Raw genomic sequence first — 25,281 nt, 5'->3', positions numbered from 1 at the left:
GCCGCCCGGGGCGGGCGGACACACGACCGGCAGCGGCTTCCCGAACGACTCGGCGAGCGCGGACAGTTCGGGCCGCCCGCCGAACGACGGCGGTGTGATCGCGAACAACCCGTCCCGGCGCGATCGCGTCAGACGGGGCATGCCCCTCAAGGAGAGCGACATCGTCACCGGCGTCCTCGTCGGCGCCGCGCCGGCCGTCGTGCTCGTCCCGCGCGGCATCGCGGTCCTGCGCGACCGGATACCTCAACTGCGGGTCGGGGCCCACCAGTCGGCGCCGGACGTGGAGCCTCCGCGCCGGCGGATCCGGTGAGGTCCGTCCCGCGGGGCCCGGGCACGCCACCGATCCGCATCGTCCTCGCGTCCGCAGGGCGCCGACCGTAGATTCGGGTCCGCCTGCGCCGTCTCGACGACCGGCTCCCGCCCGCTGATCGCACGCGGCTGCCGAGCCCATCGCGGGCGTACTCGTCCGGGCCGTCCGGCTCGCCGACGAGCACGACGGCAATCCAACTCCGAGGAAGGGAACGGGAAGTGAGCACAGGCGTGAACGCCCTGTCGCCGACGCCGATCGCCGTCGAGGAACGGGTTCTGGAGGATCTGCGGTCGCGGCTGCGGGCCACGGTCTGGCCGGAGGACGCGGGGAACGAGGACGGCCGGTACGGCGTCCCCCGGGCCCTGCTCCAGGAGCTGGCGCAGTACTGGGCCGAGGAGTACGACTGGCGCGCCGCCGAGCGAGCGATGAACGCCTACGAGCACTACCTGGTCGAAGTGTCCGGCACACGCGTGCACTTCATGCGCAAGCCGGGCGCCGGGCCCGATCCCACCCCGCTGATCCTCAGCCACGGCTGGCCCTGGACCTTCTGGCACTGGTCGAAGGTGATCGACCGGCTCGCGGACCCGGCCGCGTTCGGCGGCGACCCGGCGGACGCCTTCGAGGTGATCGTCCCGTCCCTGCCGGGCTTCGGGTATTCCACACCCACCCTGCCGGACATGAACTTCTGGAAGATCGCGGACGTCTGGCACGAGCTGATGACCGGGACGCTCGGCCACTCCCGGTACGCCGCGGCAGGCTGCGACGTCGGTGCCCTCGTCACGGGGCAGCTCGGTCACAAGTACGCCGGCGAGCTGTACGGCATCCACATCGGATCAGCCCTGAAACTCGACCTGTTCACCGGCGACCGCGCCTGGGACTTCTCCGGTGGCAGGCCCATCCCGCCCGGACTGCCCGACGACCAGCGGCAGAGACTGATCGAGATCGACCGGCGGTTCGCCGTGCACCTCGCCGCACACCTGCTCGCCCCGAGCACGCTCGGATACGCGCTGGCCGACTCCCCGGTCGGCATGCTCGCCTGGATCCTCGAACGATGGATGAAGTGGTCCGACAACGGTGGGGACATCTACACCGTCTTCAGCCGCGACGACCTCCTCACCCACGCCACGATCTACTGGACCGGCAACGCCATCGCCAGCTCGATCCGCACCTACGCCAACAACAACCGCTACCCGTGGGCTCCCTCGCACGACCGGACGCCGGTCGTGGAGGCACCGACGGGGATCACCTTCGTCGACTACGAGAACCCGCCGGGAGTCAACAGCCCGCAGGAGCGCATCGATTCGTTCCTGGCAAGCGACCGCGCCCCTTGGTACAACCACGTCAACATCACCGCCCACCCCACCGGCGGCCACTTCATCCCCTGGGAGATCCCGGAACAGTGGACCGCCGACCTGGTCCGCACGTTCAGGTCGCAGCTCGCCCCACCGTCGGCGTGAACACGCCCGCCTGCGTGCGGGCCTCCGAGAATGCGTCGGGAATTCTTGACGCGTCGGAGTTTTCCGACGCATACTCTCCTCATGCCTGCCGACGTGTTCGGCGTGCTGGCCAACCCGGTGCGTCGCAAACTGCTCGAAAGCCTGCGAGAAGGTCCGCGTTCCACTGGGGAGTTGGCGGGGCTGTTCGAACTCGGGAGGCCCGCGGTCTCCGAGCACCTGGCGGTGCTCCGTACCGCCGGACTGGTGCGCGAGGAACCACGCGGCCGGCACCGCTTCTACCACCTCGAACCGGCACGGCTGGCCGAGGTGAGTGAGTGGCTGCATCCGTTCGAGCACTACTGGAAGCAGCGCCTGGATGCGCTGTCCGATCTCCTGGACGAGGACGACGAGACATGACCGAGAACAACACGATCACCTGCGAGAAGTTCCTGCCCCACCCGCCGTCGGCGGTGTGGAAGGCCCTGACCGACCCGGACCTCCACGCCCGCTGGTGGGCGGCCGGCGACGTGAAGCCCGTCGCCGGGCACCGCTTCTCCCTCGACATGGGCAAGTTCGGCAGCCAGCCCTGCGAGGTGACCGAGGTGGACGACGAGCGGCTGCTGGCCTACCGGTTCGCCGAGGGCTCGCTCGACACGACCATCACCTGGACCCTCCACCCGGAGGGCCACGGCACCCGTCTCGTCCTCACCCACGCGGGCTTCGACCTCGACTCCCCCATGGGCAGACAGGCTTACGACGGCATGGGCAAGGGCTGGCCCGGACTCCTGAAGCGTCTCGGCACCGTCCTGGGCGAGGCCGCCTGACAGGGAAGGCGGCCTCGCCACCGCGGCATCCCGTCCTTCGACCACGGACCTGAAGCCCCCTGGGCCGATGGACGGGACGCGACCGGAGCCTCCCTCACGTCACGCCGAAGTCGCCCGGGGCCTCGGCGGATCGGACTGCCGCGGCGTGATCGGCGTCAGATCCCTGCCACGCGTCTCCGGCAGCGCGGCCACGGCCACGAGGTCGGCCAGCGCGACACCCGTCATGGTCAGAGCCAGCAGCACGGGCGAGCCACCGCCGACCGAGACCAGGCCGACGGCTATCACGGGAGCCGGTCCGGCGAGCAGGGCACCGGGCACCTCCCTTCCGAGCGCGAATCCGCTGAACCGGTAGGCGGCCGGGAACAGTTCGGCGTAGAACGCGGCCTGCGCCCCGAACATCGCGAGGCGAGCTCGACGGCCAGGACCACATCGGCACCTTGGCCGCAACGGATCTGATCGCGCCTCAACTGACCGCGGCGCTGGGCAAAGGCGGTTGGGCTTCGTCATCCGCACGTCGCGCACGCCAGCGATCACGCCAACCGAGACGGCCTCTGAGGACTCCTCACGGAAAGGCTCCCGCGGCAGGGCCGGTCCAGTAGGCGAAGGATGCGGCCGATCCTGGCCGTGAGCAGGGCCCGTACTCATGCGCCAGGCCGGGCATCGGCCTCGTACTGCTCAGGGCCCGGTGCCCGGACGAGTCCGGGATCGTCGAGCGGGGACGGCGTTGGGGCGGGCGAGCGGCGGGACAGCAGGCATCCGGTCAGTGCGGCGGCGAGAGCGGCCAGCCCGGCCGCCGCGAAGCCGCCCGCCGGCACGGAGACGTCGATCGCCGCACCGGCCATCGGGGATCCGAGCGCGAAACCCGCGGTCTGCGCCGAGGATTGGAGGCCCGTCGCCTCACCTCGCACGCCGGCGGGCGCGAGCCGGATCACCGCGTCGGCCACCGTGGAAAGGGTCGGCGCTGTGAGCAGCCCGGTGCCGATCACGGCCACGCACAACCAGGGCCAGTCGTGGGCGAGCCCGGCGGGAATCGTCACGAGCCCGAACAGGCCGAGCAGCAGCCAAGTGGGCAGCGACCGCGGCAGCGCGCCGTAGATCAGCCCGCCGGCGACGGAGGTCACGCCGAACACGGCTACGACTACAGCGGACCAGGACACCTGACCCGCGTCTTCCAAAGTGGCGACGATCGCGAGGTCGACGCCGCTGAGCAGCGTCGTGGTACCGGCCGCCATCGTCAGTACGGCGATCATGCCGACGCCCAGCCATTTCCGGCGCGGGGGCCGTCCGGCCGCGCCGGCAGCGGCCTCGTCCTCGGCACGCAGCGGCGGGTTGAGCAGGGCGATCCCGGTTCCGCCGGCCACGATCGCGGCGCCGACTCCCCACGCCACCACGCCAGGAGACATCGTCGCCGCACAAAGGATCACGATCGGCGGGCCCACCATGTACGACAGCTCGCCCTGCACCGATTCCAGCGCGAACGCGGCCCGGCGCTGTCCCGGCGTCGTCATCGCGGCGATCGCCTGCCTGGTCACCGACTGAGCCGGCACCATCAGCAGGCCCCCTGCGAAGGCGGCGCCCAGCAGGATTCCGTACGGCAGGACCGGCACGCTCAGCCAGAACACGACCTGTGCCATGGAAGTCGCCAGCAGCACGGTACGCGGGCCCCGCCAGTCGATCACGCGGCCGAGCAGCGGCCCACCCAGCGCGATCCCGGCGGTAAGCGCCGCCGCGACACCGCCCGCTGCCGCGTAGCTCATATCCAGGTCCAGCACGACATGCATCATCAGCACCATCGCGTCAGCCGTGATCGCGGTACGGGCGAGCAGTGAAACGCCCAGCAGCGATGCCATCCCCGGCACGGCGAGTACCTGTCGATATCTGGTCACGCGCGTGACGCTAGGTCGTCCGTCCATGCCATAGGAAGCCGTTAAATCGTTGGGGCTGGCATTCTCAATACTTATGGCCAGAGAACTTGAGACCACGTTGCTGCGGTCGTTCATCACCGCCGTGCGCGCCGGCAGCATCAGCCGCGCCGCGACCGCGCTCGGTCAAACCCAGCCCGCGCTCAGCCAGCAGCTGCGGAAGCTTGAGAGCGCCGTCGGCCGTCCGCTGCTTCATCGATCGCCGTCCGGCGTCACGCCGACCCGGGCGGGTGAGGAGCTCCTGCCGTACGCCCAACGCATACTCTCGCTGTGCGCGCAGGCACTCACCGAAACCGGGCGGGCGCTCACCGGCCACTGTCGTGTCGGTCTGCTCGAAGACCTCGCCGCGTCCCAACTTCCGCAGGCGCTCGCCGACTTGGCCAGGCTGCACCCCGACGCGACGCTGGAAGTGCTCGACTTGTCCAGCGCCGCGATGCGGCAGGCCTACGACGCGGGCAGCGTCCAGCTCGTGCTCGACCACGTGCTGGACGTTCCCGGGCCGCCGCGCTGGACGGTGCGCCGCCCGCTGGTCTGGGCGGTCGGCCAGGGTGTGGACGTGGCTGCCGATCCGCTGCCGGTCGTGCTGTTCTCCAACCCCTGCTTCTGGCGTACTTCAGTGCTGGAAACGCTCGAACGTGCAGACCGGCGCTGGCGGACAGCCTTCGAAAGCAACAGTCTCGTCGGCGTACTCGCCGCGGTACGGGCCGGGCTCGGCGTGGCCGCGCTCATGCCCGCGAACCTCGAACCGGCCATGGCCTGCCACGACATGGACGCTCTGCCCACCCTGCCGGACGTCGAGCTCGGCCTCGCACGACACCCGCGGACCGAAGCCGATCCACTGATCGATGCCGTGGAGACCGCACTACGACGCACGATCTAGCACTCACCGCCGGCCGGTGCGCCTGACTCCGTTCAGCCAGGCGCCCCGATGAAGCCGCCCGCCAAGACACCGAGCGGGCTGAACGGAGCGCCGCGGCCCAACGGGGGCCTCGGGGGGCGACTGCGGCAACTTCTCTCGCAGCACGCCCTAGCGCGGGCCTCCGCCACCGCCACCCTGCTGACCGCCACCAGCCTGCGGGCCACCGCCACCTTGCTGACCGCCACCAGCCTGCGGGCCACCGCCTTGCTGGCCACCGCCGCCCTGCTGGCCACCGCCGCCCTGCGGGCCACCGCCACCTTGCTGACCGCCACCGGCCTGCTGACCGCCGCCACCCTGCTGACCGCCACCGGCCTGCTGACCGCCACCACCTTGCTGACCGCCACCACCAAAGCCGCCGCCGCCTTGCTGACCGCCACCGGCCTGCTGGCCACCGCCACCCTGCTGACCGCCACCGGCCTGCTGGCCACCGCCACCCTGCTGACCACCACCGCCCTGCTGACCGCCACCACCTTGCTGGCCGCCGCCACCAAAGCCGCCGCCGCCCTGCTGACCGCCACCGGCCTGCTGGCCACCGCCGCCCTGCTGACCACCGCCACCTTGCTGAGCGCCACCGCCTTGCTGGCCACCGCCGCCCTGCTGACCAGCGCCGCCCTGCGGGCCACCGCCACCAAAGCCGCCGCCGCCCTGCTGACCGCCACCGGCCTGCTGGCCACCGCCGCCCTGCTGACCGCCACCGGCCTGCGGGCCACCGCCGCCCTGCTGACCGCCACCACCAAAGCCACCGCCCTGGTGAGCGCCACCGCCTTGCTGGCCACCGCCGCCCTGCTGACCGCCGCCACCAAAGCCGCCACCGTGCTGACCGCCACCACCCTGGTGACCGCCACCGCCAAAGCCGCCGCCCTGGTGGCCACCGCCACCAAAGCCACCGCCCTGGTGAGCGCCACCACCATGCTGGCCGCCACCACCAAAGCCGCCGCCCTGGTGGCCACCGCCACCAAAGCCGCCACCGTGCTGACCGCCACCACCAAAGCCACCACCCTGGTGGCCACCGCCACCAAAGCCACCGCCCTGGTGACCGCCACCACCATGCTGGCCACCACCGCGGCCGTCGAGCATGCCGCCGACTTTGCCCAGCAGCCTGTCCAATCCGTGGCCCTTGCTCGACGAGCTGCCTCCGCCGTTGTCCGGCGGTGCACCTCCACCGCCATCGCTCGGCGGAGCACCACCACCGCCATCGCTCGGCGGAGCACCACCACCACCGTCACTCGGCGGAGCACCACCACCACCGTCACTCGGCGGAGCACCACCACCGCCATCGCTCGGCGGAGCACCACCACCACCGTCACTCGGCGGAGCACCACCACCACCGTCACTCGGCGGAGCACCACCACCACCACCACCGTCACTCGGCGGAATACCACCACCGCCATCGCTCGGCGGAATACCTCCACCATCGTCGGACGAGGGCGGCGGTGGGGGATCATCGTTGTGCCGTCTGGGGGGCGGCATTTCAGGGTGCAACCCACCGTCGTCGGAGCCGACTTGGTCGGACCTGCCAGGCTGCGAGGAACCAGCGCCGTCCCCAGCGGGCGGGCGTTCGTCAGCACCCGGGTCAGTGCCCTCGTCGGGTGGGATCAAGAGGGGCGGCGCGCCGCCGCTCTCGTAGTTCCTTCCGCCGTCATTCAACCCTTGCATGCCGAACGCCACTGTCCCGAACGCCGCAGCCGCTGCGATGGCCATGAGAACGGTCTTGCCACGTCGGCCCTGACGCGAGCCGTCTGTGCCCTCGGAGGCAGACGCAGGCGGTGCCGTGGGCTTGGGCGGGACGGGATTCCACTTGTACCGGAAGCTCTCGAAGGCCCGATCGACTTCTGCTGCGGCCATAAGCACGCACAGACAGGGCGATGTGCCGTCGATCCGGATAAGTGCCCCACATGTTGAGCACGTTAGCGCTGCCACCCTCAGCCTCCTCAACGGATCCGCATGTCGCGTTCCTCCGCGGCACTGTTCGCGCGCCGAGCACGGCGCACAGTCCGCAGGCTGGTTCGACGTTAAAGGGGATTGCAATAACAGGACCGATAGTGCTCTGCATATGAGCAGACTCGGCACGGATGAACCGTGCTGCACCAGACAACACGGCCGAAATCCTGAGGCACCAGCGACCTCTCCTCGCACAAGCCGCGGGCACATGAATTGGCCCGGTTGATCACGGAGTTGCGCGCATCGGCCGTGAACCACGCCATGCGAAACGGATGTTGCGTCATTACGGATGTTGCGTCATTACGTCCACGACGAGCTGGTTCGGGCCTGTTGTCGAGGAGTTGATCCACAATCGGACCTTCTCCGGGTCCGGGTCCGCCCCGAAAGAGACGGCGACCCGCGGAGACCGGCCGAAGGCGCCTCCGCGGATCACCAGTACCCGTACCGCCGGGGTCAGTTCACACCGTGGAGCCATCCAGCGCGCCAAGGACGCCGAGGGATTCCTCGCGCTCTTCCACCCGGACGCCGTCTGGACGGCCGCCCACGGCAAGGTCCTGATCGGCTTCGACGCGATCGCCGAATTCACCGGCACCGTCCTGCCGAAGGCGAACTGGGACGGCGAGGTCACAACCGGGCGGTGCACACGCAGTTGTTGCGCTCCGACGTGATCGCTCATAACGACGAATGATTTGACCGGTAGGCCGCTCCCTCCAACGCAGCCGGTTCAGGTCATGACGGGTCAGCTGGGCGAGGACGACGCAGCTTGGACCGGCCGGAGCGCGAGTGCTGGAGTCTGAGTGTGGCTAGTTGGTTCCGGCGGTGAGTTCACTGAACAGCTTGTTCGCTGCGTTCGAGGTGAACTGGCGCTGCAGTTCGGCGCGGGCGACTTGCCTGCGGAACTCGCCTTCGTAGCCCGGGAAGCCGGCGTTGTGCATGGTGTCGGTGATCCAGGTCGCGAACGCCTGGTAGTTCCAGATGTGCGGCAGGCAGGTCTCGGAGTAGCTGCCGAGGAGGCTGGGATCGCCTTCCTTGACCTGACGGATGACGGCACGGGCGAAGACCTCGGTGTCGTGGAGGGCGAGGTGGATGCCCTTGGCGCTCATCGGCGGAACGATGTGAGCCGCGTCGCCGAGGAGGAACAGCTTGCCGTAGCTCATCGGGTCGAACACCACGCTGCGCAGCGGCACGATCTGCTTGGCGACGATCCTGCCGCTCGACACGGGGCAGCCGAAGCGGGCCTCCAGTTCGCTCCAGATGCGCTCGTCCGGCCACTGCTCGGGGGTGTCGTCGATCGAGCACTGCAGGTAGATGCGGCTGGCCTGCGGGCCCCGGGGAATCATGCCCGCCAGGCCCAGTTCGTGGATTGCCATGCCGGACGGATTCGTCGGCACTGCAGCCAGGACGCTGAGCCAGGAGTATCCGTACTCGTGGGAGTACTCGGTCAGTGCAGAGCGGGGGATCGTCCGGCGGCTCACTCCGTGGAAGCCGTCGCAGCCCGCGACGAAGTCGCAGTCGATGGCTTTGGCTGAACCATCGGCGTTCTGGTAGCGCACGACGGGGCGCTCGCCAGTGACATCCTCGAAGGAGACGTCGGCGGCTTCGTAGCGGAGGTCTCCACCGTCGCGCAAGAAGACGTTCGTAAGGTTGCGCACGATGACCTGCTGGGGACAGTAGAGGCTCTCGTTGTTGTCGTCGTCCACGTCGATCGGCATCGCTTCACCGTCGATGTAGAAGCCGCCCTCGCTGTGCGGAATGGGGTCGCCTGCCAGGACCTCCTCCAGACCCCAGTTCCGGAACATCCGCACCCCGAAGGTGTCGATGGTCCCGGCGCGCTGACGCTGCTCGACATAGGAGCGGGAATGCTTCTCCAGCACGATGCAGTCGATGCCGTTGCGCAGCAGGAAGTTGCCGAGCGCCAAGCCGGCGACGCCGCCCCCGACGATTACGACGGCCGTGTTGTCGCGTGTCTGGGTCATGTGTGTGCGAGCCTCCGTGCTCAAAGCGGTGTCCGATCCCGCCGGCGGCGCGATCGACGAAGCCGCCCGGGTGGTGCGGCGTACGGTCACCACTCTCGAACCCACACCATTCAGTCCACCACCGGTGAATGGGCAGCAGATGCTGAAAAGCCGCCAACCTCTGGGAGCGCGCGGCACGCGGCGTTTCTTGAGCACCGTAAGCGGGTTCGGCTACTTGCTGTCGTTGCGTAGGTCTGCCTGGTAGCGGCCCGGAGTTTGGCCGACGACCTCGGTGAAAGCGTCGATGAAACTTGAGGGGTTGGACCAGCCGCACGCCACCGCGGTCTCGGTGACGGACATGCCATCGGCGAGATGTGCCAGGGCGTGGTGTATGCGCAGGGTGGTGCGCCAGCGGTGGAAGCTCATGCTCAGTTCGGCATGGAACAGGCGGCTCAGGGTGCGCTCGCTGGCCCCCACCATTCGCCCCAGCTCCGCCAGGGTGGCGGGCCGCGAAGGATCTTCACGCAGCAGATCGGTAGCGGAACGCAGCCGGTCATCGCTGGCTTCGGGCAGATTCAGGGACTGCTCGGCGGCTTCGGCGAGCTCATCCACGATCACGGTGAGCAGTCTCCTGTGTGCACCGGGGCCCCTCTCCGGCCGGTCGGTGAATGCAAGGAGCGCCTCGCGCAAGAGGGGGCTCACTGTGAAGACGCTTGGATGGTCCACGAGCTGCCCGCACAGGTCGAGCGGGACGGCGAGGAGACGGACGTCGGTCCGGCCGTAGAAGCGGTGGGAATGTGCGAAGTGTGGCGGTGTCCACGTAACACGGTTCGCCGGGGCGACCCAGGTCCCGCGCTCCGTCGCGGTGGCCACCGTGCCGGCAGCCGCGTACACGATCTGCCCCTGGGGGTGGGAGTGCGGATCGAGCTGGTAACCGTGAGGTAGCCACGCTCCCCCTTGCGGCGTCGCCTCTTCGGGTTCCGCGGGCGCTGTCGAGGGCTGGCGGGCTTTCGGCATGAGACGTCAGTTTACCGGTGGTCTGACGGTCATGCTCTAGCCGACAGTGGGCGCATGAGCATTGAGATCCGCGTCCGCCGCCGTGAGAGCTGCTTGCGATGACTCCCCGAATCCAGCGCCCGCACAGGCGGCGGATGCTGTCGCTGACCGTTCAGGGCAGCGAGCAGATCAGCCCTCATTTCATGTCCATCACGCTGGGTGGTGACGACGTCCAGCACCTCGATCAGTCGGGGTTCGACCAGTCCGGTCGCCTCTTCTTCGCCGATCCTGACGATGACGACGTCTTCCTGCCGAGCAGTGAGCGGTGGATTCTCCAGCTCACCCTGCAAAGCTCCGCCAAGCGGCGACCGCGGGTCAGGATCTACTCGATCCGGCGTTTCAGGCCGGAGGCGTCGGCGTTCGACATCGAGATCTCGCTCCACGAAAGCAACGGCTCCCACAAGCCCGCTGCCCCCGGGGCCCGGTGGGCGCTGGCTGCCGAGCCCGGCGTGAAGGTGGCCTTCTTGGACGAGGGACACAGCTACGCGCCCACCGCTGGCGCCGCTTGGCAGCTTCTTGTAGGTGACGAGAGCGCACTGCCGGCGATCCTCGCCATCCTGGAACGCTCCGCCGAGACCCCCGAGTCGCTGCCGACCGAGGTGTTCCTCGAGGTCCCGACCCCCGAGGACGTCCGGAGTGAGATCACTGCGCCCCCGGGCACTGCCGTCCACTGGCTGCCGCGCAGTGATCCCTCCGCGAAGCCCGGCGCCCTGGCCCTTGAGGCGGTGAAGCAGGCCCAGCTTCCCGACGGCCCCTTCTACGTCTGGGCAGCGGGCGAATCCTCGCTGGCGACCGGCGTTCGTCGGCATCTCGTCGGCGACCGCCACATCCCCAAGTCCGACATCTCCTTCCGCGGCTACTTCAGCCACGGCCGAGCCAGCCTCTGCCCCCCCCCCCCCCGCGTCAGCCGGTCGAAACCGATCGCCGGGACGCTCTGTCAACGACGCCCGTGGTCAATACAGCTAGGTGACCGTGGCCGTTGCCTTGGGCGCGACGGCCAGCCGCGGGCCGATCCCCACGAGGGCCCAGCCGAGGCGCGTACGGACGTCACGGGGCCGGACCAGTCTGGCGCGGCGGTACGTGTCGGCTTCGGCACGGAGTTCAGCGGCCCGCGCATGGTGCAGGTCGAGGCGGAACTCGGGATGCATCGGCGGCCTTTCAGCCCGTGCGGACGGGGATGACGTGCGAGTGGACACGAACCTGCTCGGTGTCTGCGATGCCTTCACCATCGGCCAGTGCGCGGTAGCCCTCGACGAGGTCGTGCATTTCGCCGACGAGTTTCAGGGCAAGCTCGGGTGTGAGTCTCAGCGTCCAGTCGCTGATGTCCGAAGAGCGGTTCCACTCCTCGGGCCAGTCGTCGCGGCTACCGAGCCGGCCGGACAGCTCTCGGGCGTGGTGGTTCGCGACTTCGTGGATGAACAGGTCGGCGGCCCCGCGCACTTCGGGATCGGGATCTTTCAAGGGCCTCGCCCCATCGCACGCCCATGTGGACCGCTTTCCACCACCACTCCCGGCCCTTGCCGTGCTCCGGGGCGTCCTCGACGAAGCCGTGTGCGGCTAGCCTTGCAAAGGATCCTTTGCAAGGCTTTCTTTGCAACAACTCCTCGGCACAACAGCGGACAGCGACAGGCCAAGTACGGCCAACTACCTTGATGTCGGGTTACGTTGCCGCGGCCACCGCCGACCGCCTGCAACCTGCAACCTGCAACCCGCACCGTCGGTCTTGCGGCTCAGGGCTTCTTCGCTTGCCCCCCGACGTCGAGGAAGGTTCGACACCGCGGGGGCGCCGCGCCGAGGGCGCATCAGCGGGAGCGTGGGGACGTGTCGTCCAGGCGCGCGAGATGCGCGGTCACATCGTCGACAAGCTGCCCCAGCAAGCGGCTCAGATCGCTGCGGTCCTGGTCCGACCATTCGGCAATGGCCTCGGTGAACCAGCCGATCAGCGCCCCCGCGTAGCGCTCAGCGGCTTCCGATCCCTCCGTGGTCGGCTCGATGACACTGGCCCGCCGGTCGTGCGGGTCGCTGACGCGACGGACCAGGCCCTTGCGCTCCAATCCCTGCACCTGCCGGGTGACATGGGGGCCGACGACCTGCATCTGCTCGGCGATCTCGCCGACCCGCATCGGCTTGCCCGCCATGTGCAGAGCCATGAGTACTCCCACGGCGGGACGGTCCAGCGCGAGGCCGGTGGCCTCGACGGCCCGCTCGGCCAGGCGGCCGCGACTGACGGCGTTGCTGAGCTCAGCCAGCCGAGGCATGACGGTCCGTACATCCGCCGACGACTGCCGGCCGGCTCCCGGCGTACTCGATGGCCGCGCGTTCATCTCGACTCCATTTGGATACCTAAGTTAGGTATGTATACCCTGTAGACGACGCTACCCCTCCGGGGCTCTGCGCCCACAAAAAGGATACCTAAGGTACGCATCTTTGGTGAATGCCCGTCCTCCGGAAGGAACCCCTCCCATGAACCACTCCGCCCACCGCACGGTCCTCATTTCCGGCGCCAGTATCGCCGGCCCGGCCCTGGCCTACTGGCTCGACCGCTACGGCTTCGACGTCACCGTCGTCGAGAAGGCATCCGCGATCCGCGGAGGCGGCTACGCGGTCGACATCCGCGGCACGGCCCGCGAGGTCGTCGACCGGATGGGGATGACGGCCCAGCTGCGCAAGGCCCACGTCGACACCCGCAAGATCTCGTTCGTCGACGTCGACGGCGAACTGATCGCCTCCATCCGCCCCGAGTCCATCACCGGCGGAACAGAGGGCTTCGACCTCGAAGTGCGGCGCGGCGACCTGGCGGACGCTCTCTACGCTCCGATCCGCGACAAGATCGAGTTCGTCTTCGACGACTCCATCGCCACCCTGGACGACCGCGGCGACCGCGTCGACGTCACCTTCGACAGCGGCACCCATCGCACCTTCGACCTGGTCATCGGCGCAGACGGGCTGCACTCCAACACCCGCCGGCTGGTCTTCGGCCCTGAAGAGGCGTTCCACCGCTATCTCGGCAAAGTCTTCGCCGGCTTCAGCATGAACAACGACTTCGGTCTCGAGCACGAGGGTGTCCTCTGGAACGAGCCCGGGCGGGCTGCCGTCATGTACGCCCACGAACCCGGCGACCGCCTGCACGGCTTCCTCTCTTTCGCTCAGGAGGAGCCGCCTTTCGACGCCTTCCGTGCCCCGGAGGCCCAGCGCGACCTCGTGGCCTCCCGATTCCCCGAGCAGAGCTGGCACATCCCTCTGCTGGTGGCGGCCATGCGCGAAGCCGACGACCTCTTCTTCGACGTCGTCAGCCAGATCCACATGCCCACCTGGTCCCGTGGCCGCGTCGCCCTGGTAGGCGACGCCGCCCACGCCACGTCGTTCCTGTCCGGCCAGGGCTCCAGCGTGTCCCTCATCGGCGCATACGTCCTCGCCGGGGAACTGGCCGGCCACGCTGACCACACCAAGGCATTCACGGCCTACGAGCAGCGGATTCGGGACTTCGTGGAGAAGAACCAGGCCTTGGCCACCCCAGGCGGCAGCGTCGTCACCCCAGGCACGCGGGAGGAGCTGGACGCCCGCAACGATGCCCTCCGTGATCCGGCGAGCGAGATGGGAGCCGAGGGCCGGGCCGCCAACAGCGGCCTGATCCTGCCGAATTACCACCACGCCGAGTGAGAGCGGCCACGACCGAAGCCGTCGCCCTGTCAAAGTTCCACTCCCTTGCGGAAGTCGACCGCGTTCGCGGCACCGCCGCGGTCAGTCACCGGACACCCCCATCCGGCGGGTGCGGCCCCCGCACGGGCCGAACTGCGGCGCGACGCCGCGCGGTTCCACGACAACCCCATGGGTGGTTCAGGTGAGGGTCGTGGCTGCTGCGACCGCCAGACCCAGTGCGGCGCAGACTCCGAGGGTGCACAGGACGCTCCAGCGCAGCTTGAAGATCATCAGGAGGGCCGCGGCCGTGATGGCGACGGCGGTCGGGCGAACAGTGGTGAGGTCCGGGAGTTGGAGCTTCAGCGGTCCCCAACTGCCTGCGTCGACATCGGCGAAGAGGGTGTGCAGCGCGAAATAGAGGCCCAGGTTCGCGATGACGCCGACCACGGCGCCCGTGATGCCGGTCAGCGCCGCGGAGATGGAGCGGTTGCCGCGCAGGCGCTCGATGTAAGGGGCGCCGAGGAAGATGAACAGGAAGCAGGGCACGAAGGTGACCCAGGTGGTCAGCAGCGCGCCGAGCAGGGCGGCGGCCCAGGGGTCGAGGCCGCCGGGGTCGCGGTAGGCGCCGAGGAAGGCGACGAACTGCACCACCATGATCAGCGGCCCGGGGGTGGTCTCGGCCAGGCCCAGGCCGCGGACCATCTCCCCGGGGGCGAGCCAGCCGTACGTGGTCACGGCCTGCTGGGCGACGTAGGCCAGGACGGCGTACGCGCCTCCGAACGTGACCAGGGCCGTGCCGGAGAAGAAGACGCCCTGGGTGGTGAAGACGCTGCCCGTGCCCGTGAGTAGGGCGACCGCGACGAGCGGTGTCCCCCACAGCAGCAGGCCGGTCCCCAGGATGCGTATGAGGCGGCGACGGCTGGGTGCCTCCGTGTGCAGCGCATCGTCCGGAATCAGGGGCGCCGGGCCGCCGTCGGCGCTGTGTTCGGCGGACGGGCGGAAGGCGCGGGGCCGGTAGCGTGCGAGCAGCCATCCGGCCAGTCCCGCTGCCGCGATGACCAGGGGGAAGGGGAGGGCGAACAGGGCGAGCGCGGCGAAGGAGAGCACCGCGAGGGTGACGAGAGCGGGGTGGGTCAGGGAGCGGCGGCCCACCCGCCACACGGCCTGGGCGACGACGGCGACGACGGCCGGGGCCAGTCCTGCGAAGAGTCCCGTGACGGCGGCCGTTCCGCCGAAGGCGACGTAGAGCGCGGAGAGTGCGAGCAGTGCGAGCACGCCGGGTAGGACGAAGAGGGTGCCGGCGGCCAGGCCGCCGCGGGTGCCGCCCAGCAACCAGCCGGTGTAGATGGCCAGTTGCTGTGCCTCGGGGCCGGGCAGCACCATGCAGTAGCTCAGCGCGTGGTTGAACCGATGCTGGCCTATCCAGCGCTTGTCCTCGACCAGTGCGCGCTGCATCACCGCGATCTGCCCGGCCGGGCCGCCGAACGTCTGCCACGAGATCGCGAACCACGTACGCAGCGCCGTATGGAACGGCACCACCTCGTGATGGAGCCCGGCGGGAGGCCCTGAGGGCTCCGACTGGGCTTCCCGCGAGGAGTCGGTGCTCATGCGGGCTCCCGTCCGATCAGGGTGGCGCGGCGGTAGTACTCGTAGAGTCCGTCGAACAGGGGCCCTGAGAGTTCGAGGATCCGCTCGTCGTCACAGGTCATCGACAGCCCGCGCAGCACCGCGTCGAGGCCGGGAGCCTCAGGGGCGTCGTAGCGCTCGTCGTCCAGGTCGGCCTCGTGCACGATCTCCGCGAGCTTCCACAGCACCGGATCCATCAGCCCGTACCGGCGCAGGATCGTCTCGAAGGAGCAGTCATCGCCGTGATGGCCGAGCTCAACCCCGCGCATGTCGAAGGGTGTTGCGTCTTCGGGTACTTGGGCGGGATCGGTGACGAAGACGAACTCGGCGTCCTGGTCGATGTGCCTGCGGATCAGCCAGGCACAGGCGGCCCGGTCGATGTGGATCCGAGCCCGGGTTGCCCACTTCACGCCTGCTCCTTCTCGGGACGTCCTGCCCCGGCGGCGGTCGCGCCCGGCGGGGTGATCTCATCGGTCAGGGTCCGTACGGCCGCGTGTGCGCGCTCGCGCTCAGGGGGCGGAAAGAAGTCGCGCCGCCCGATGCGCCGCAACTCCGCGCGCAGCCTGCGCACCAGCCCCGCCGTGCCACTCCCCGCCGCGGTGGCCTCACGGGCCGCCTCGATGACCGCCCGGTACTCGGCGGCGCGGGCGTCCGCCATCGACTGCGCGAGCTCGCGCTCCTGAGCGAGCGTCGAAGGCCGGGCCAACCAGATCGCACCGGCGCCCCCGGCCTCGATCGCCTCGTCCGCGATCCACTCCAGCTGCTCCTGGGTCCGGGCGTCTGCCGGAAGCGCCACCAAACCGTCCGAGATCTGGGCGACCCCCAGCCGCTTGAGCTTGCGCCATATGGCGATCCGCGGCGTCGACGGCTCACGCGGAACCCGGTAGCACAGCAAGACCCAATCACCCGGGCCCCCTGCCGCACGATGCCGCTGCCGATCTCCGGACACAGAAACCTCCTTCAAAGGTCGATGTAACCACGGTTACATCGACCTGAGGGGAGAGCGTCCGCCATGCGGACGGTCTCCCCTCAGCCGGGGCGCGCTCTCTCAGCCCGAAGGGGGATTCCAGGCGAAGGCGGCCCCGGTCGCCCCCGTCAGCAGGGGGGTGGGAATGACGGAGGCGATGGAGTCGCGCACGGCGGCTGCGGTGCGGCTGCGGGTCTGCAGGATGCGGCCGAGCCGACCGGACGTACGGGCCATCCGCTGGGTACGGGGGCGGCGGACGGCGTCGTAGACGCTCAAGCCATCATCGACTCCCGATCGTTCGACGGCGGCCGCAAGGGTCACGGCGTCCTCGATCGCGAGGCAGGCTCCTTGGCCGATGTCGGGTGTGACCGCGTGGGCGGCGTCGCCGAGCAGGGCCACGCGGCCGTGGACGAAGGTGGGCAGCCTGGCGTGCAGGTAGTACACGTCGTGACGCAGCAGGCTCTCCTCCGGGGTGGCGGCGAGCAGTTCGTGGATGGGGGCGTGCCAGTCCCGGAAGCGGCCGGCCACCTTGTCCAAGTCGTGTTCGAGGGCGGCGTGTTCGGGGACGCTTTCGCCGGCGAACCAGTAGATCTGACCGTCGTTGATCGCGGCGACGCCGAAGCGGGCGCCGCGTCCCCACGTCTCCGTGAGGATCGGCGCGATACCCAGGGAAGCGGCTCTCCGGGCGGGGACGATCCCGCGCCAGACCGTGTAACCGGCATAGTCAGCCCCTTGACAGCCGGGCAGCAGTGCCGCGCGAAGCGCGCTGCCCACGCCGTCCGCAGCCACGACCAGATCGGCCGTCTCTGTGACCGGGCCTTGCGCCGTGTCGAAGGTGACCGAGGCTGTTTCGGACGCGGTGGTGACGCTCGCGGCGCGATGACCGGTGTGCAGGTCCGAGGCGTCGAGACCCGTCATGAGCAGACGGTGCATCTCGGCACGATGCAGCGCGTAGAAGGGCGCACCATAGCGACGCTCGATACCGGCGGCTGGAATCCGTGCCACGCGCCTGCCCCCTCGCAGCCGGATCTCCAGCCCGTCCTGACGCAGACCGCGATCACGCAGAGCCGCTCCCAGGCCGAGATGATCCAGCGCCTTGACGGCATTCGGCGCGATGCCCAGACCCGCACCGACCGGCCCGATGAATGGTGCCTGCTCATAGAGCGCGACGTGCCACCCGATGCGCCGCAACGCCTGGGCCGCCGTCAGGCCGCCGATTCCCGCGCCGACGACAAGTGCCGTGCTCGGGCTCATAGTTGCCACCTCTCCCGAACTCAATCAGTCGTTTCAAACGACCACTTTAATCGAGTGTTATAGCATGTGGCCCTGACCGGCGACACAAGGAGGTGCGGTGGCCGGATCCGACCAGGTGCCCGCCGTGCGACAGCGGGCGTCCACGCGAGAGCGGCTGATCGACGCGGCGGTTCGGCTGTGCGGTGAGCGCGGGATCGAGGCGACCTCGCTACGGGCACTGACCGAAGCGGCCGGAAGCAATATCGCCGCGGTCAACTACCACTTCGGGTCCAAGGAAGGGCTCCTGCGCGCGGTCATCGACCAGACGATGCGAGCCGTCAACGAGGAGCGCCGCGTCCGGCTGGAACAGCTCGAAGCAGCACCTCAACCGCCGTCCGTAGCCGCCCTGGTGCGTGCCTTCGTCGAACCGGGCGTCGGCCTGGCGGAGACCCACGGCAGCCGTGGACCCGACGTCGCACGCTTCATCGGCCGCGTGATGGGCGAGCCGAACGCCCGGGTCCGGGAGATCTTCGCGCAACAGGTCGAGCCGGTCGAAGGGCGCTACCTGACGGCGCTGCGCCACGCCCTTCCCGAACTCGACGAGCGCGGTGTCCAGTTCGCGTACGCCGGCATGGTAGGACTGCTCGGCGTCTACCAGTCCGGGACGTTCGCCACACTGGGATGGGCACCGGAGACGGACGACGGCACGCCGGCAAGCGCGTCCGGAGCCGCCGACCACGAGCGGCTCGTCGCATTCATCACGGCCGGGATTCTCGCCCCCCTTCCGGCCAAGGCCACCGACGGGTGAAGCGGAAGCCTGCGGATGTGACGGGTGCGCAGCGGACGTCGCATCCGCAGGCGTCATGCCGGCGCGACGACGAGAACGGTGAAGCCGGACAGGACTGACAGCCAGTCAGCCAAGCCTGTGCCGGTGGACAACGGGTGCATGTGGCGCGTGACGCCGGGGACTGCGGGCCGCGGGGCCAAGGGGCTCAAGTCGCCCCGCCGGTGGTGCCGTTGACAGCACCGGTCTTCGCCTCCCCGCGAGCACGTGCCGGCTTGGCTTCCCCTCCCGAGGGGGCGGTCCGGCGGGTCGCCGGCACTGGGCCGAGTGTGACGGAGGTGCCGCGCGGGCCCCGCTCACTTCCCGCTGTGCAACAGCCCCGTAACCGATGGCTGCGTCATGCAACAACTCGCCTACGCGGGCCTGTGCTCACGCCCGGCGCTGTGCAATTGCTCGAATGACGACCAACTACCAAGCCCCCCACCGCGGTTCGGGCCGTCTGCGACGTCTCCTGCTGGCCCTGAACTACGAACCCCCTCGCCCCGAGACGCGCCGTCTGCGACGCCTCCTGCTGGCCCTCGCCGTCGTGGCGGGAACGGCCGCCGCCTTCGGGTACTACTGGACGTACGTGCACAGCGAGGCGAAACCCGTGTTCCCCGCCTCCGACGCCGTCGAGAAGGCGGAGCAGGAGAACGCCGACCTCAACGGCGACGGTTTCCCCGACGTCGTCTTCACGTGCGTTCCGAGCGGGCTCCCCCACGAGTCGAGCGCCTTCCTGGCCGTGGTGTACGGCTCGAAGAACGGCCCCGACCCCGACAAGCGCGCCGTGTTCAAGGACAAGGACCTCGACATGGGCTCCCTCAAAGGCAAGGTGCCCTCCGACCGCTACGACGACGACGGCTCCGACCCGGACGACGACAGCCCGCTCGGGGGCGCGGGTCAGCCGACCGTCGCCGACCTGGACGGCGACGGCAACTCCGACATCCTCTTGGGCGGCCACGGCGTGGTGCTCTGGGGGAGCCCGAAGGGCCCGCAGCCGGGCAAGCCCGGCGAACTCGGCCTGGTGAAGCGTCCCGACGCCGGCGAGGAGTACGCGACGACCTCCCAGCCCGTCGCGGGCGACTTCGACGGCGACGGCCACGACGACCTGGCCACGTACGACGCGAGCGCCGACGGGCTCTCGACCTCCCTCGCCGTCCTGAAGGGCCCGTTCAAGCGCGACGGTTCACCCGCGGCGACCGTCGAACGGAGCAACCCCCTGGAGAATACGGAAGAGGGCTTCCTGACCACCGGCGACGTCAACGGCGACAAGGCCACTGACCTGGTCGTCCACGAGATGGCCGAGGAGGACGCGTCCTCCGTGCTGCTCACCGGCGGCGCCAGAACCGAGACGGGGCTGAGCAACAACGACCGCGAGCTCCCGGAGGGCAACGAGGTCGTGTTCGGCGACTTCGACGGTGACAAGCGCCGCGATATCGCCATCGGCAACTCCGGCATCCCGGACGACGAGGACGTGGACGCCCCCTCGGTCAGGGGCTGGGTCGACGTGATCTACGGCAAGGCCCCCGACAGGGCGAAGAAGATCGTGGGCGGCAAGGTCGGTGAGGGATTCGGCTACGGCCTGGCCACGGCGGACGCCGACGGCGACGGCATCGACGACCTGGCCGTGCAGCTCTCCACCCCCAATCCGCAGAAGTCGAGATTCCAGGTGCTGCACGGCAGCGCCGACGGCCTGGGCAGCAAGCCCTGGCGCACCACGGAACGGAAGACGAAGTCGGGCAAGTACAGCGCTTCCGAGATCTTCGAGGCGAGGAACTACGACACCGACGAGAACACCGAGATCGCGCTGGTCAAGAACCTGACGGGCGCTCCGGAGAGCCACTGGTGGTTCACCGACGGCACGGACCGGAACGAACTCTCCTTCACGATGGGCGACTTCGCCTGAGCGGCGACGGGAAGACGGAAGGGCGGACGGAACCGCCCGGTGCGCACCAGGGTGGAAACAGGCGGTGGCCCGCGGAGCCGCCGAAGGCGTTTCCGCGGGCCAGTTGAGCCACGCACCGTCGCGAAGACCGGATCGCCCGGCCCTGCTCTCAGATGTCGAAGTACAGCTGCGTAGGAGCCCTGACCTGAACAGAAGCAGGACGTTCGGTGGGCCGGTGCACAACGGGTGCACACCATGAGCCAAATTGGATGCGTTACCGAAATGCGATTGCGACTTGTCGAAACCTTTCGAGTACTCGGCAAGCCGGTGAGGGTGGCTTCACTGGTAGGGAAACCACCCTCGCTGGAGGCTCAAGAATTGCGTGGGTGAGTGGCCCAGGCGTGGTTGCCGTGGTCCAGTGTGTACACGGCACGTTCGTCCACGCCGATGGCTCGCATCAGCTCGACGGTGGGCACTCGATATCGGCTGCCGATCCGCAGGACCTTGCAAGGGAAGGCGTCCCGTCGGGCCAACCGATACGCAGTGGTCAGACAGATGCCCAGAGCTCGGGCCGCGGTAGGAACGTCCACTGTGACCGGAAGGTCGAACGCCTCCACGAAGCTCAGCGGGACGTGCTTCCCGGTACTCATCGGCGCCCCGTAGCGCGGCGTCGTGATTCGCTGATGACGCGGTGCCCACGACCCGTGTCCCGCGTCCGGCAGACGGCTCCCCCGCGTTCGGTCGTCTCCGCCAGCGCAGTCAGGGCCCGCCGGCCCAAGCTCTCGGAAGACACGGTGAAGCGCAGTTGGGCCCGCAACCCGTCGGGCCGCTCGTGTCGGGTGACTTCGACCCGATGCGACCGGACCTGCTCGGTGTTCTCCGGCTCGTCGTACGGCACAGAGCGGCTGTCCGAGAGGCATTCCAGCGTGTCGTCGGCGAATTCACGCGCCCCGGCCCGCGCGAGACGCCACGCCCGACTGCGCACTGACTTGAGTAAGGGTTCCACCGAATCCGCCGACGACTCCGCGCAGCGCTGCAGACCTTCCAGCAGGGCCAAAACCATCTCCGCCTCCACATCGGCCCGATCGGCGCGCAGTCGGCGGCAGACGCGGGCGACGGTTCCGATGAGTCTCGGCAGGGCCAGCCAGACCAGCAGCAGCCGCCAGGTCTCGGCGGACCCGTGCTCCGCCGCCGCGGCCCGCACGACCGCCTGCCAGATCGGGGCGGCCAGGGCAGGGTCGTGGTCCGGCGCGTAAAGGGCGTCCCGTGCTTGGGCCGGCGTCAACAGAACGGGTCCCCCGTCGTCCGCGACGACGTTCAGCCGGACCATCTCCGCCACCCGGGGATTGTCGAAGTGCCGTGCTACGGCAGCGAACACGCTGCTAGTGCTGGCAACGGTCAATGTGCAGTCCTCTCTTGCCGCCCGCCTGAACGCGGAACTGTCAGTGAGTGGTATCGCGTGCCATCCAGTGGTCAAGCGCTGCGGCCCATGAACTCGGCGGGCCTGAGCGGTAGAAGGACGAAACGTCCTCCCAGGGGGGTGCCCACCCGCAGATGGGCACCCCGATACGTTCTGCACCGGGGGTCTCAGACCTCCGGCGGCGACGGATTGTCCGGGGTGGCGTCGAGCGCGGTTGCCGACGTCGACGGCAGGTCCTTCCTGCGCGTCCGGCGCTTGAAGCTCGGCGGAAAACCGCCGGAGGTCCGCTTGACGCGTCCTCCTCGGCGCCCGCGCAGACGGTTGCTCATGATCACGTCCTTCCTCGTCCTGGTATCTCCTGGATCGTCGTCGCCGTGTCCGGCGAGCGACTGACGCCATGGTGCCCAGCGAGCCAAGAGCCCGACGGGAGCGGAACTGAGGAATTTCTGAGTCGAACCTGAGGGGGCGCGAAGTAGCGCGGCGGTGTAAAGCGAGGCTTGGATACGCACAGATCTCTGTGGTGTCACAGCTTTGGCCCAGGTCGCCGTGAACGCGGAGGGATCGAACATGGATGGACGGGTGCTCGGGGTGGTCACTGTCGGGCCGTCAGATTCTTCTGACGGTCCGACAGTGACGGGAACCACGAAGTCGGCCGCTCTGTTCGCCTTGCTAGTGACCTCACGGGAGGGCAAGTGTCCCGTGCACGAGGTGTTCCGCTGCCTCTGGCCTGGTGAGGAGTTCTCGCGGAATCGCCTTGACCAGGTGATGCGGGTGTTGCGGAAGGCGCTGGGAAATCGGGACTTCCTGAGCACGGAATCGGGAGTCTGTTCCCTGCGCCTGCCAAGGGAGCAGGTCGATCTCTACCGTTTCCGCGACCTGCTGCGGAGCGCGGAGTCGCTGCTCGGGAAAGACAAATTTGGCGCTGTCTCCACAGCACTGGCCGAGTGGCCGGAGGACCTGGTCCCGCTCAGCGGACTGCCGCACCAGTGGGCCGTGGAACGCCGGGAGGACCTACGGCGGGAACGGCTGGAGGCACTGCGGGCCCAGTTCGAGGCCGCGGTGCGGGCCGACTTGGACGAGTGGCTGCGAGTCGAGTCGGACCGTTGGTACCACGACTTGCCCGAGGAGCCCTGGCCGTTCCAGTTCTACCTGATGCGACACGGAGGCAAATTGTCGCCGCCGAGACTGGAGAAAGCGATCAAAAACTGGATCAAGCGCTTCGGGCGGCCGGACGACGCATTGCAAGCCGTCATCGACCGACTGCGCGGGAAGCCACCCAGCTCGCGTGTCATCTCCCTCGCCCATGTTCCCAATCAGCTGCCGCTCCTCGAACGCCCAGCTCTGGGACGGGAATCGGAGCTCCAGGAGGTGGTGGAGACGGTGCGGCAGCGGCAGGAATCCGGCCGTCCCACCGTAGTGGTGATCAGCGGCATGCCCGGCATCGGGAAGAGCCTGGTGGCGAATCGGGCCGCGCACCAGTTGCGGGAAGCGTTCCCAGGCGGAGTACTTTTCGCCGAACTCGGTGGATTCGCAGGGGAGGAGACTCGGCACTCTGATCCGGAGAGTGTCATCGACGGGTTCTTGGCGGAGTTCCCGGTCCCCTCCTCGCCGGTCGGGCTGGCGCAGAAAAGCATGGCGCTGCGGTCGGTGTTGGCGAACCGGTCCGTGCTCATCGTGCTCGACGACGCATGGGACGACCAGCAGGTCCTGCCACTGCTCCCCGGAACAGGGCCGAGCGCGGCGCTGATCACCAGCCGTCGTCGCCTGGAGGTGCTCCGGGCCCGCCATCAGGTGAAAGAAGTGCGCTTGGGAGTGCTGGACGACGAGACCGCCACGGAGTTGTTGCAGGAGCACATCCCGCAGGCCGACCGAGGAAAGACCGAACAGGAGGTCAAGGCCCTCGTCCGGTTCTGTGACGGTAACCCGTTGGCCCTCTCAGTGACCGTTCGGCGGTTCGCCGGCCACCCGTTCGTGGCCATCCACCATCTGCACCGACAGCTCAAACTCGAGGAGAAACGCCTCGACGCCTTGGACCTCCAGCAGTCCCAGCTGTCCGTCGCGGCAGCGCTGGCCTGCTCGGTGGACGCCCTGTCCGAGCAAGCGCGCTGCCTGCTCTGGCAGCTCGCAGTGCATCCGGGACCCACGATCAGCTGGTCGGCGGTGCTGGACCTCGGCTTCGCAGCTGAGGAGATGCATGCCGACCGGGCACTGGAGGAACTTTTTGCAGCGAATCTGGTGGAGCTGCGGTCAGGGCGCTACCGCGTGCACGAACTGGTGCGGACGTTCGCCCGTCAGCGGGTGCGTCCCGAGGCCTTGGCCTCGGGCGCCGACTTCGAGGAGGCGACCGTCCAGCAGATCCTGGAACACCAGCTGCAGAACGCCTGGGCCTGCGACCAGTGGCTCGACGGCCAGCGGTCGCTGCCGATCGGCGCCCCACAGGAGATCACGGTGGTCCGGCCCGAGGGGCTGGAGCACGCTCTAGTCCTGCTTGCTGAGGAGTATGAAACGGTCATCCACGGCATCGAGTTGTCCATGGAACGTCGCAGCCGACGCCACACCTGGCTGCTGCCGATGACTCTGGTCACCTACCAGTGGCGCCGCCGCCGATTGAAGGATGCCGAACGGCTCCTCGTCCCGGCTGCTGAAGCCGCGGAGGAGAGCGGGGCGCCGCCCGTGGAGCAGGCCATGATCCACCGGATGCTGGCGGGGACCTACTGGCACCAGGGGAACTTCGACCGGGCGGCCAATCAGCTGAGCCGAGCTGTGCGGTTGAGCGAGCGGGACGATAGTCCACGCGGCCGACTGAGTCTTGCGCGGTCGCGCCACACCTTGGCGCTCACCCGCCGTAAGCAGGGGCGTGAAGCGGAGGCGGAACAGTCCCACCGGTCGGCGCTAGAGCTGTACCGGGAACTGTCCGATGCTGCGGGGGCAGCGGCAGCGCTGAACGGGTTGGGGACGATCCACCACGACCGTGGGGAGCACGAGGAAGCTCTGAGGCTGTGCACCCAGGCGCTCGGCCTGCTCCGTGAGACGACGGATCGCAGGGGCTTGGCGGACGTGGAGCGCACCCTGGCGGGCGTCCAATTCGCCCTGGGTGACGTGGAGTCGGCGCTTCAGCTGTTTCGGCAGAGCGTGGTGATCTACCGAGAGCTGGGCTCGTGGATCGAGGAGGACCGCGCGCTGTGCCTGGAGACCGACGCCCTGGTGGCGGCGGGCAGGACGACCGAAGCGGTGGCTGCCCTGGAACGAGTTGTGGCTCTGCGTGAATTGATGGGAGGGGAGGATATCGCCGGGGTGCGCGACCGGCTGGAATCACTGCGGTGAG

Annotated in this window: 24 protein-coding genes and 2 pseudogenes; 12 read left to right on the top strand and 14 right to left on the bottom strand. The window is 69.0% G+C overall.

Going from position 1 to position 25,281, the window contains the following annotated elements; all coding sequences use genetic code 11:
* Window positions 1-94 precede the first annotated feature (94 nt).
* The 4 genes from QQM67_RS06430 (at window position 95) to QQM67_RS06415 (ending at window position 2,570) form a co-directional block, all read left to right on the top strand.
* Window positions 95-310, top strand: a complete 216-nt coding sequence (locus QQM67_RS06430; protein WP_314172624.1) for a hypothetical protein — start codon at window positions 95-97, stop codon at window positions 308-310.
* Between the two features lie 218 nt (window positions 311-528).
* Window positions 529-1,767: an epoxide hydrolase family protein gene (locus QQM67_RS06425; protein ID WP_314172623.1), complete on the top strand. Its 1,239-nt coding sequence runs from the start codon at window positions 529-531 to the stop codon at window positions 1,765-1,767.
* An 81-nt stretch (window positions 1,768-1,848) separates the two neighbouring features.
* On the top strand, window positions 1,849-2,163 hold the full coding sequence (locus tag QQM67_RS06420; RefSeq protein WP_314172621.1) for an ArsR/SmtB family transcription factor: 315 nt from the start codon (window positions 1,849-1,851) through the stop codon (window positions 2,161-2,163).
* Window positions 2,160-2,570 (top strand): SRPBCC family protein, encoded by a 411-nt coding sequence (locus QQM67_RS06415; RefSeq protein WP_314172620.1) that lies wholly within the window; start codon window positions 2,160-2,162, stop codon window positions 2,568-2,570. The genes QQM67_RS06420 and QQM67_RS06415 overlap by 4 nt, the downstream gene beginning before the upstream one ends.
* 99 nt (window positions 2,571-2,669) lie before the next feature.
* Here the strand turns inward: QQM67_RS06415 and QQM67_RS06410 are convergent, their stop codons facing one another.
* Both QQM67_RS06410 and QQM67_RS06405 read right to left on the bottom strand, forming a co-directional pair.
* Window positions 2,670-2,969, bottom strand: coding sequence for a hypothetical protein (locus QQM67_RS06410; RefSeq protein ID WP_314172618.1), 300 nt, complete (start codon window positions 2,967-2,969; stop codon window positions 2,670-2,672).
* Window positions 2,970-3,211: 242 nt separating this feature from the next.
* Complete coding sequence (locus QQM67_RS06405) at window positions 3,212-4,594, bottom strand: MFS transporter (protein WP_314172617.1); 1,383 nt, start codon at window positions 4,592-4,594, stop codon at window positions 3,212-3,214.
* Here QQM67_RS06405 and QQM67_RS06400 point away from each other — a divergent pair.
* The 3 genes and pseudogenes from QQM67_RS06400 to QQM67_RS30595 form a co-directional block, all read left to right on the top strand.
* Entirely contained in the window at window positions 4,578-5,372 is a 795-nt protein-coding gene (locus QQM67_RS06400; RefSeq protein ID WP_314172616.1) for a LysR family transcriptional regulator, read from the top strand. The two genes, QQM67_RS06405 and QQM67_RS06400, sit on opposite strands and share 17 nt — an antisense overlap.
* A gap of 48 nt (window positions 5,373-5,420) precedes the next feature.
* The gene (locus tag QQM67_RS06395) at window positions 5,421-7,313 is read left to right on the top strand and encodes a hypothetical protein (protein ID WP_314172614.1); all 1,893 of its coding nucleotides are present in this window, start codon (window positions 5,421-5,423) and stop codon (window positions 7,311-7,313) included.
* A 467-nt stretch (window positions 7,314-7,780) separates the two neighbouring features.
* A pseudogene (locus QQM67_RS30595) lies at window positions 7,781-8,025 on the top strand (SgcJ/EcaC family oxidoreductase); the annotation flags it as partial.
* Here the strand turns inward: QQM67_RS30595 and QQM67_RS30590 are convergent.
* From QQM67_RS30590 to QQM67_RS06380, 3 genes and pseudogenes are all read right to left on the bottom strand, one after another.
* Window positions 8,018-8,119: pseudogene (locus tag QQM67_RS30590) on the bottom strand (IS481 family transposase); the annotation flags it as partial. The pseudogenes QQM67_RS30595 and QQM67_RS30590 sit on opposite strands and share 8 nt — an antisense overlap.
* 36 nt (window positions 8,120-8,155) lie before the next feature.
* Complete coding sequence (locus QQM67_RS06385) at window positions 8,156-9,328, bottom strand: 4-hydroxybenzoate 3-monooxygenase (RefSeq protein ID WP_314172612.1); 1,173 nt, start codon at window positions 9,326-9,328, stop codon at window positions 8,156-8,158.
* 210 nt (window positions 9,329-9,538) lie between these two features.
* A complete protein-coding gene (locus QQM67_RS06380; RefSeq protein WP_314172611.1) occupies window positions 9,539-10,324 on the bottom strand; it encodes a helix-turn-helix domain-containing protein in 786 nt (261 codons plus the stop codon).
* A 134-nt stretch (window positions 10,325-10,458) separates the two neighbouring features.
* Here QQM67_RS06380 and QQM67_RS06375 point away from each other — a divergent pair, with 134 nt between their 5' ends.
* The gene (locus QQM67_RS06375) at window positions 10,459-11,544 is read left to right on the top strand and encodes an SIP domain-containing protein (RefSeq protein ID WP_399065503.1); all 1,086 of its coding nucleotides are present in this window, start codon (window positions 10,459-10,461) and stop codon (window positions 11,542-11,544) included.
* On the opposite strand, the gene QQM67_RS06365 is transcribed toward QQM67_RS06375, so the two are convergent.
* On the bottom strand, window positions 11,522-11,824 hold the full coding sequence (locus QQM67_RS06365) for a hypothetical protein (protein WP_314172610.1): 303 nt from the start codon (window positions 11,822-11,824) through the stop codon (window positions 11,522-11,524). The two genes, QQM67_RS06375 and QQM67_RS06365, sit on opposite strands and share 23 nt — an antisense overlap.
* Window positions 11,825-12,165: 341 nt before the next feature.
* A complete protein-coding gene (locus QQM67_RS06360) occupies window positions 12,166-12,621 on the bottom strand; it encodes a MarR family winged helix-turn-helix transcriptional regulator (RefSeq protein WP_314172609.1) in 456 nt (151 codons plus the stop codon).
* A gap of 205 nt (window positions 12,622-12,826) precedes the next feature.
* Between QQM67_RS06360 and QQM67_RS06355 the strand changes: the two genes are divergently transcribed.
* Window positions 12,827-14,023: an FAD-dependent monooxygenase gene (locus tag QQM67_RS06355; protein ID WP_314172608.1), complete on the top strand. Its 1,197-nt coding sequence runs from the start codon at window positions 12,827-12,829 to the stop codon at window positions 14,021-14,023.
* Window positions 14,024-14,200: 177 nt separating this feature from the next.
* Here the strand turns inward: QQM67_RS06355 and chrA are convergent, their stop codons facing one another.
* The 4 genes from chrA to QQM67_RS06335 all read right to left on the bottom strand — a co-directional run bounded on the left by chrA (window position 14,201) and on the right by QQM67_RS06335 (window position 17,849).
* Window positions 14,201-15,610, bottom strand: a complete 1,410-nt coding sequence (chrA, locus tag QQM67_RS06350) for a chromate efflux transporter (RefSeq protein ID WP_314172607.1) — start codon at window positions 15,608-15,610, stop codon at window positions 14,201-14,203.
* The gene (locus QQM67_RS06345) at window positions 15,607-16,038 is read right to left on the bottom strand and encodes a chromate resistance protein ChrB domain-containing protein (protein WP_314172605.1); all 432 of its coding nucleotides are present in this window, start codon (window positions 16,036-16,038) and stop codon (window positions 15,607-15,609) included. Before QQM67_RS06345 ends, chrA begins: the two co-directional genes overlap by 4 nt.
* Window positions 16,035-16,523, bottom strand: coding sequence for a Chromate resistance protein ChrB (locus tag QQM67_RS06340; RefSeq protein WP_314172604.1), 489 nt, complete (start codon window positions 16,521-16,523; stop codon window positions 16,035-16,037). The genes QQM67_RS06345 and QQM67_RS06340 overlap by 4 nt, the downstream gene beginning before the upstream one ends.
* Before the next feature lie 153 nt (window positions 16,524-16,676).
* Complete coding sequence (locus QQM67_RS06335; protein WP_314172603.1) at window positions 16,677-17,849, bottom strand: FAD-dependent monooxygenase; 1,173 nt, start codon at window positions 17,847-17,849, stop codon at window positions 16,677-16,679.
* A gap of 97 nt (window positions 17,850-17,946) precedes the next feature.
* Here QQM67_RS06335 and QQM67_RS06330 point away from each other — a divergent pair, with 97 nt between their 5' ends.
* Together QQM67_RS06330 and QQM67_RS06325 are read left to right on the top strand one after the other, a co-directional pair.
* The gene (locus QQM67_RS06330) at window positions 17,947-18,636 is read left to right on the top strand and encodes a TetR/AcrR family transcriptional regulator (protein WP_314172602.1); all 690 of its coding nucleotides are present in this window, start codon (window positions 17,947-17,949) and stop codon (window positions 18,634-18,636) included.
* Window positions 18,637-19,069: 433 nt separating this feature from the next.
* Complete coding sequence (locus QQM67_RS06325) at window positions 19,070-20,557, top strand: VCBS repeat-containing protein (protein ID WP_314172601.1); 1,488 nt, start codon at window positions 19,070-19,072, stop codon at window positions 20,555-20,557.
* 350 nt (window positions 20,558-20,907) lie between these two features.
* Here the strand turns inward: QQM67_RS06325 and QQM67_RS06320 are convergent, their stop codons facing one another.
* The 3 genes from QQM67_RS06320 to QQM67_RS06310 all read right to left on the bottom strand — a co-directional run bounded on the left by QQM67_RS06320 (window position 20,908) and on the right by QQM67_RS06310 (window position 22,285).
* Entirely contained in the window at window positions 20,908-21,186 is a 279-nt protein-coding gene (locus QQM67_RS06320; RefSeq protein ID WP_314172600.1) for a helix-turn-helix domain-containing protein, read from the bottom strand.
* On the bottom strand, window positions 21,183-21,875 hold the full coding sequence (locus QQM67_RS06315) for a hypothetical protein (protein WP_314172599.1): 693 nt from the start codon (window positions 21,873-21,875) through the stop codon (window positions 21,183-21,185). Before QQM67_RS06315 ends, QQM67_RS06320 begins: the two co-directional genes overlap by 4 nt.
* Before the next feature lie 248 nt (window positions 21,876-22,123).
* On the bottom strand, window positions 22,124-22,285 hold the full coding sequence (locus QQM67_RS06310) for a hypothetical protein (protein WP_314172598.1): 162 nt from the start codon (window positions 22,283-22,285) through the stop codon (window positions 22,124-22,126).
* A gap of 301 nt (window positions 22,286-22,586) precedes the next feature.
* Between QQM67_RS06310 and QQM67_RS06305 the strand changes: the two genes are divergently transcribed.
* Window positions 22,587-25,280 carry a tetratricopeptide repeat protein gene (locus tag QQM67_RS06305; protein WP_314172597.1) on the top strand — a complete coding sequence of 898 codons (2,694 nt, stop codon included), beginning with the start codon at window positions 22,587-22,589 and terminating at the stop codon, window positions 25,278-25,280.
* Window position 25,281 lies beyond the last annotated feature (1 nt).

It is taken from the genome of Streptomyces winkii, from assembly GCF_032248595.1.
Taxonomy (GTDB): domain Bacteria; phylum Actinomycetota; class Actinomycetes; order Streptomycetales; family Streptomycetaceae; genus Streptomyces; species Streptomyces winkii.
Note: the sequence above shows the minus strand (reverse complement) of the source record. Positions and strands in the feature narration are given on the sequence as shown.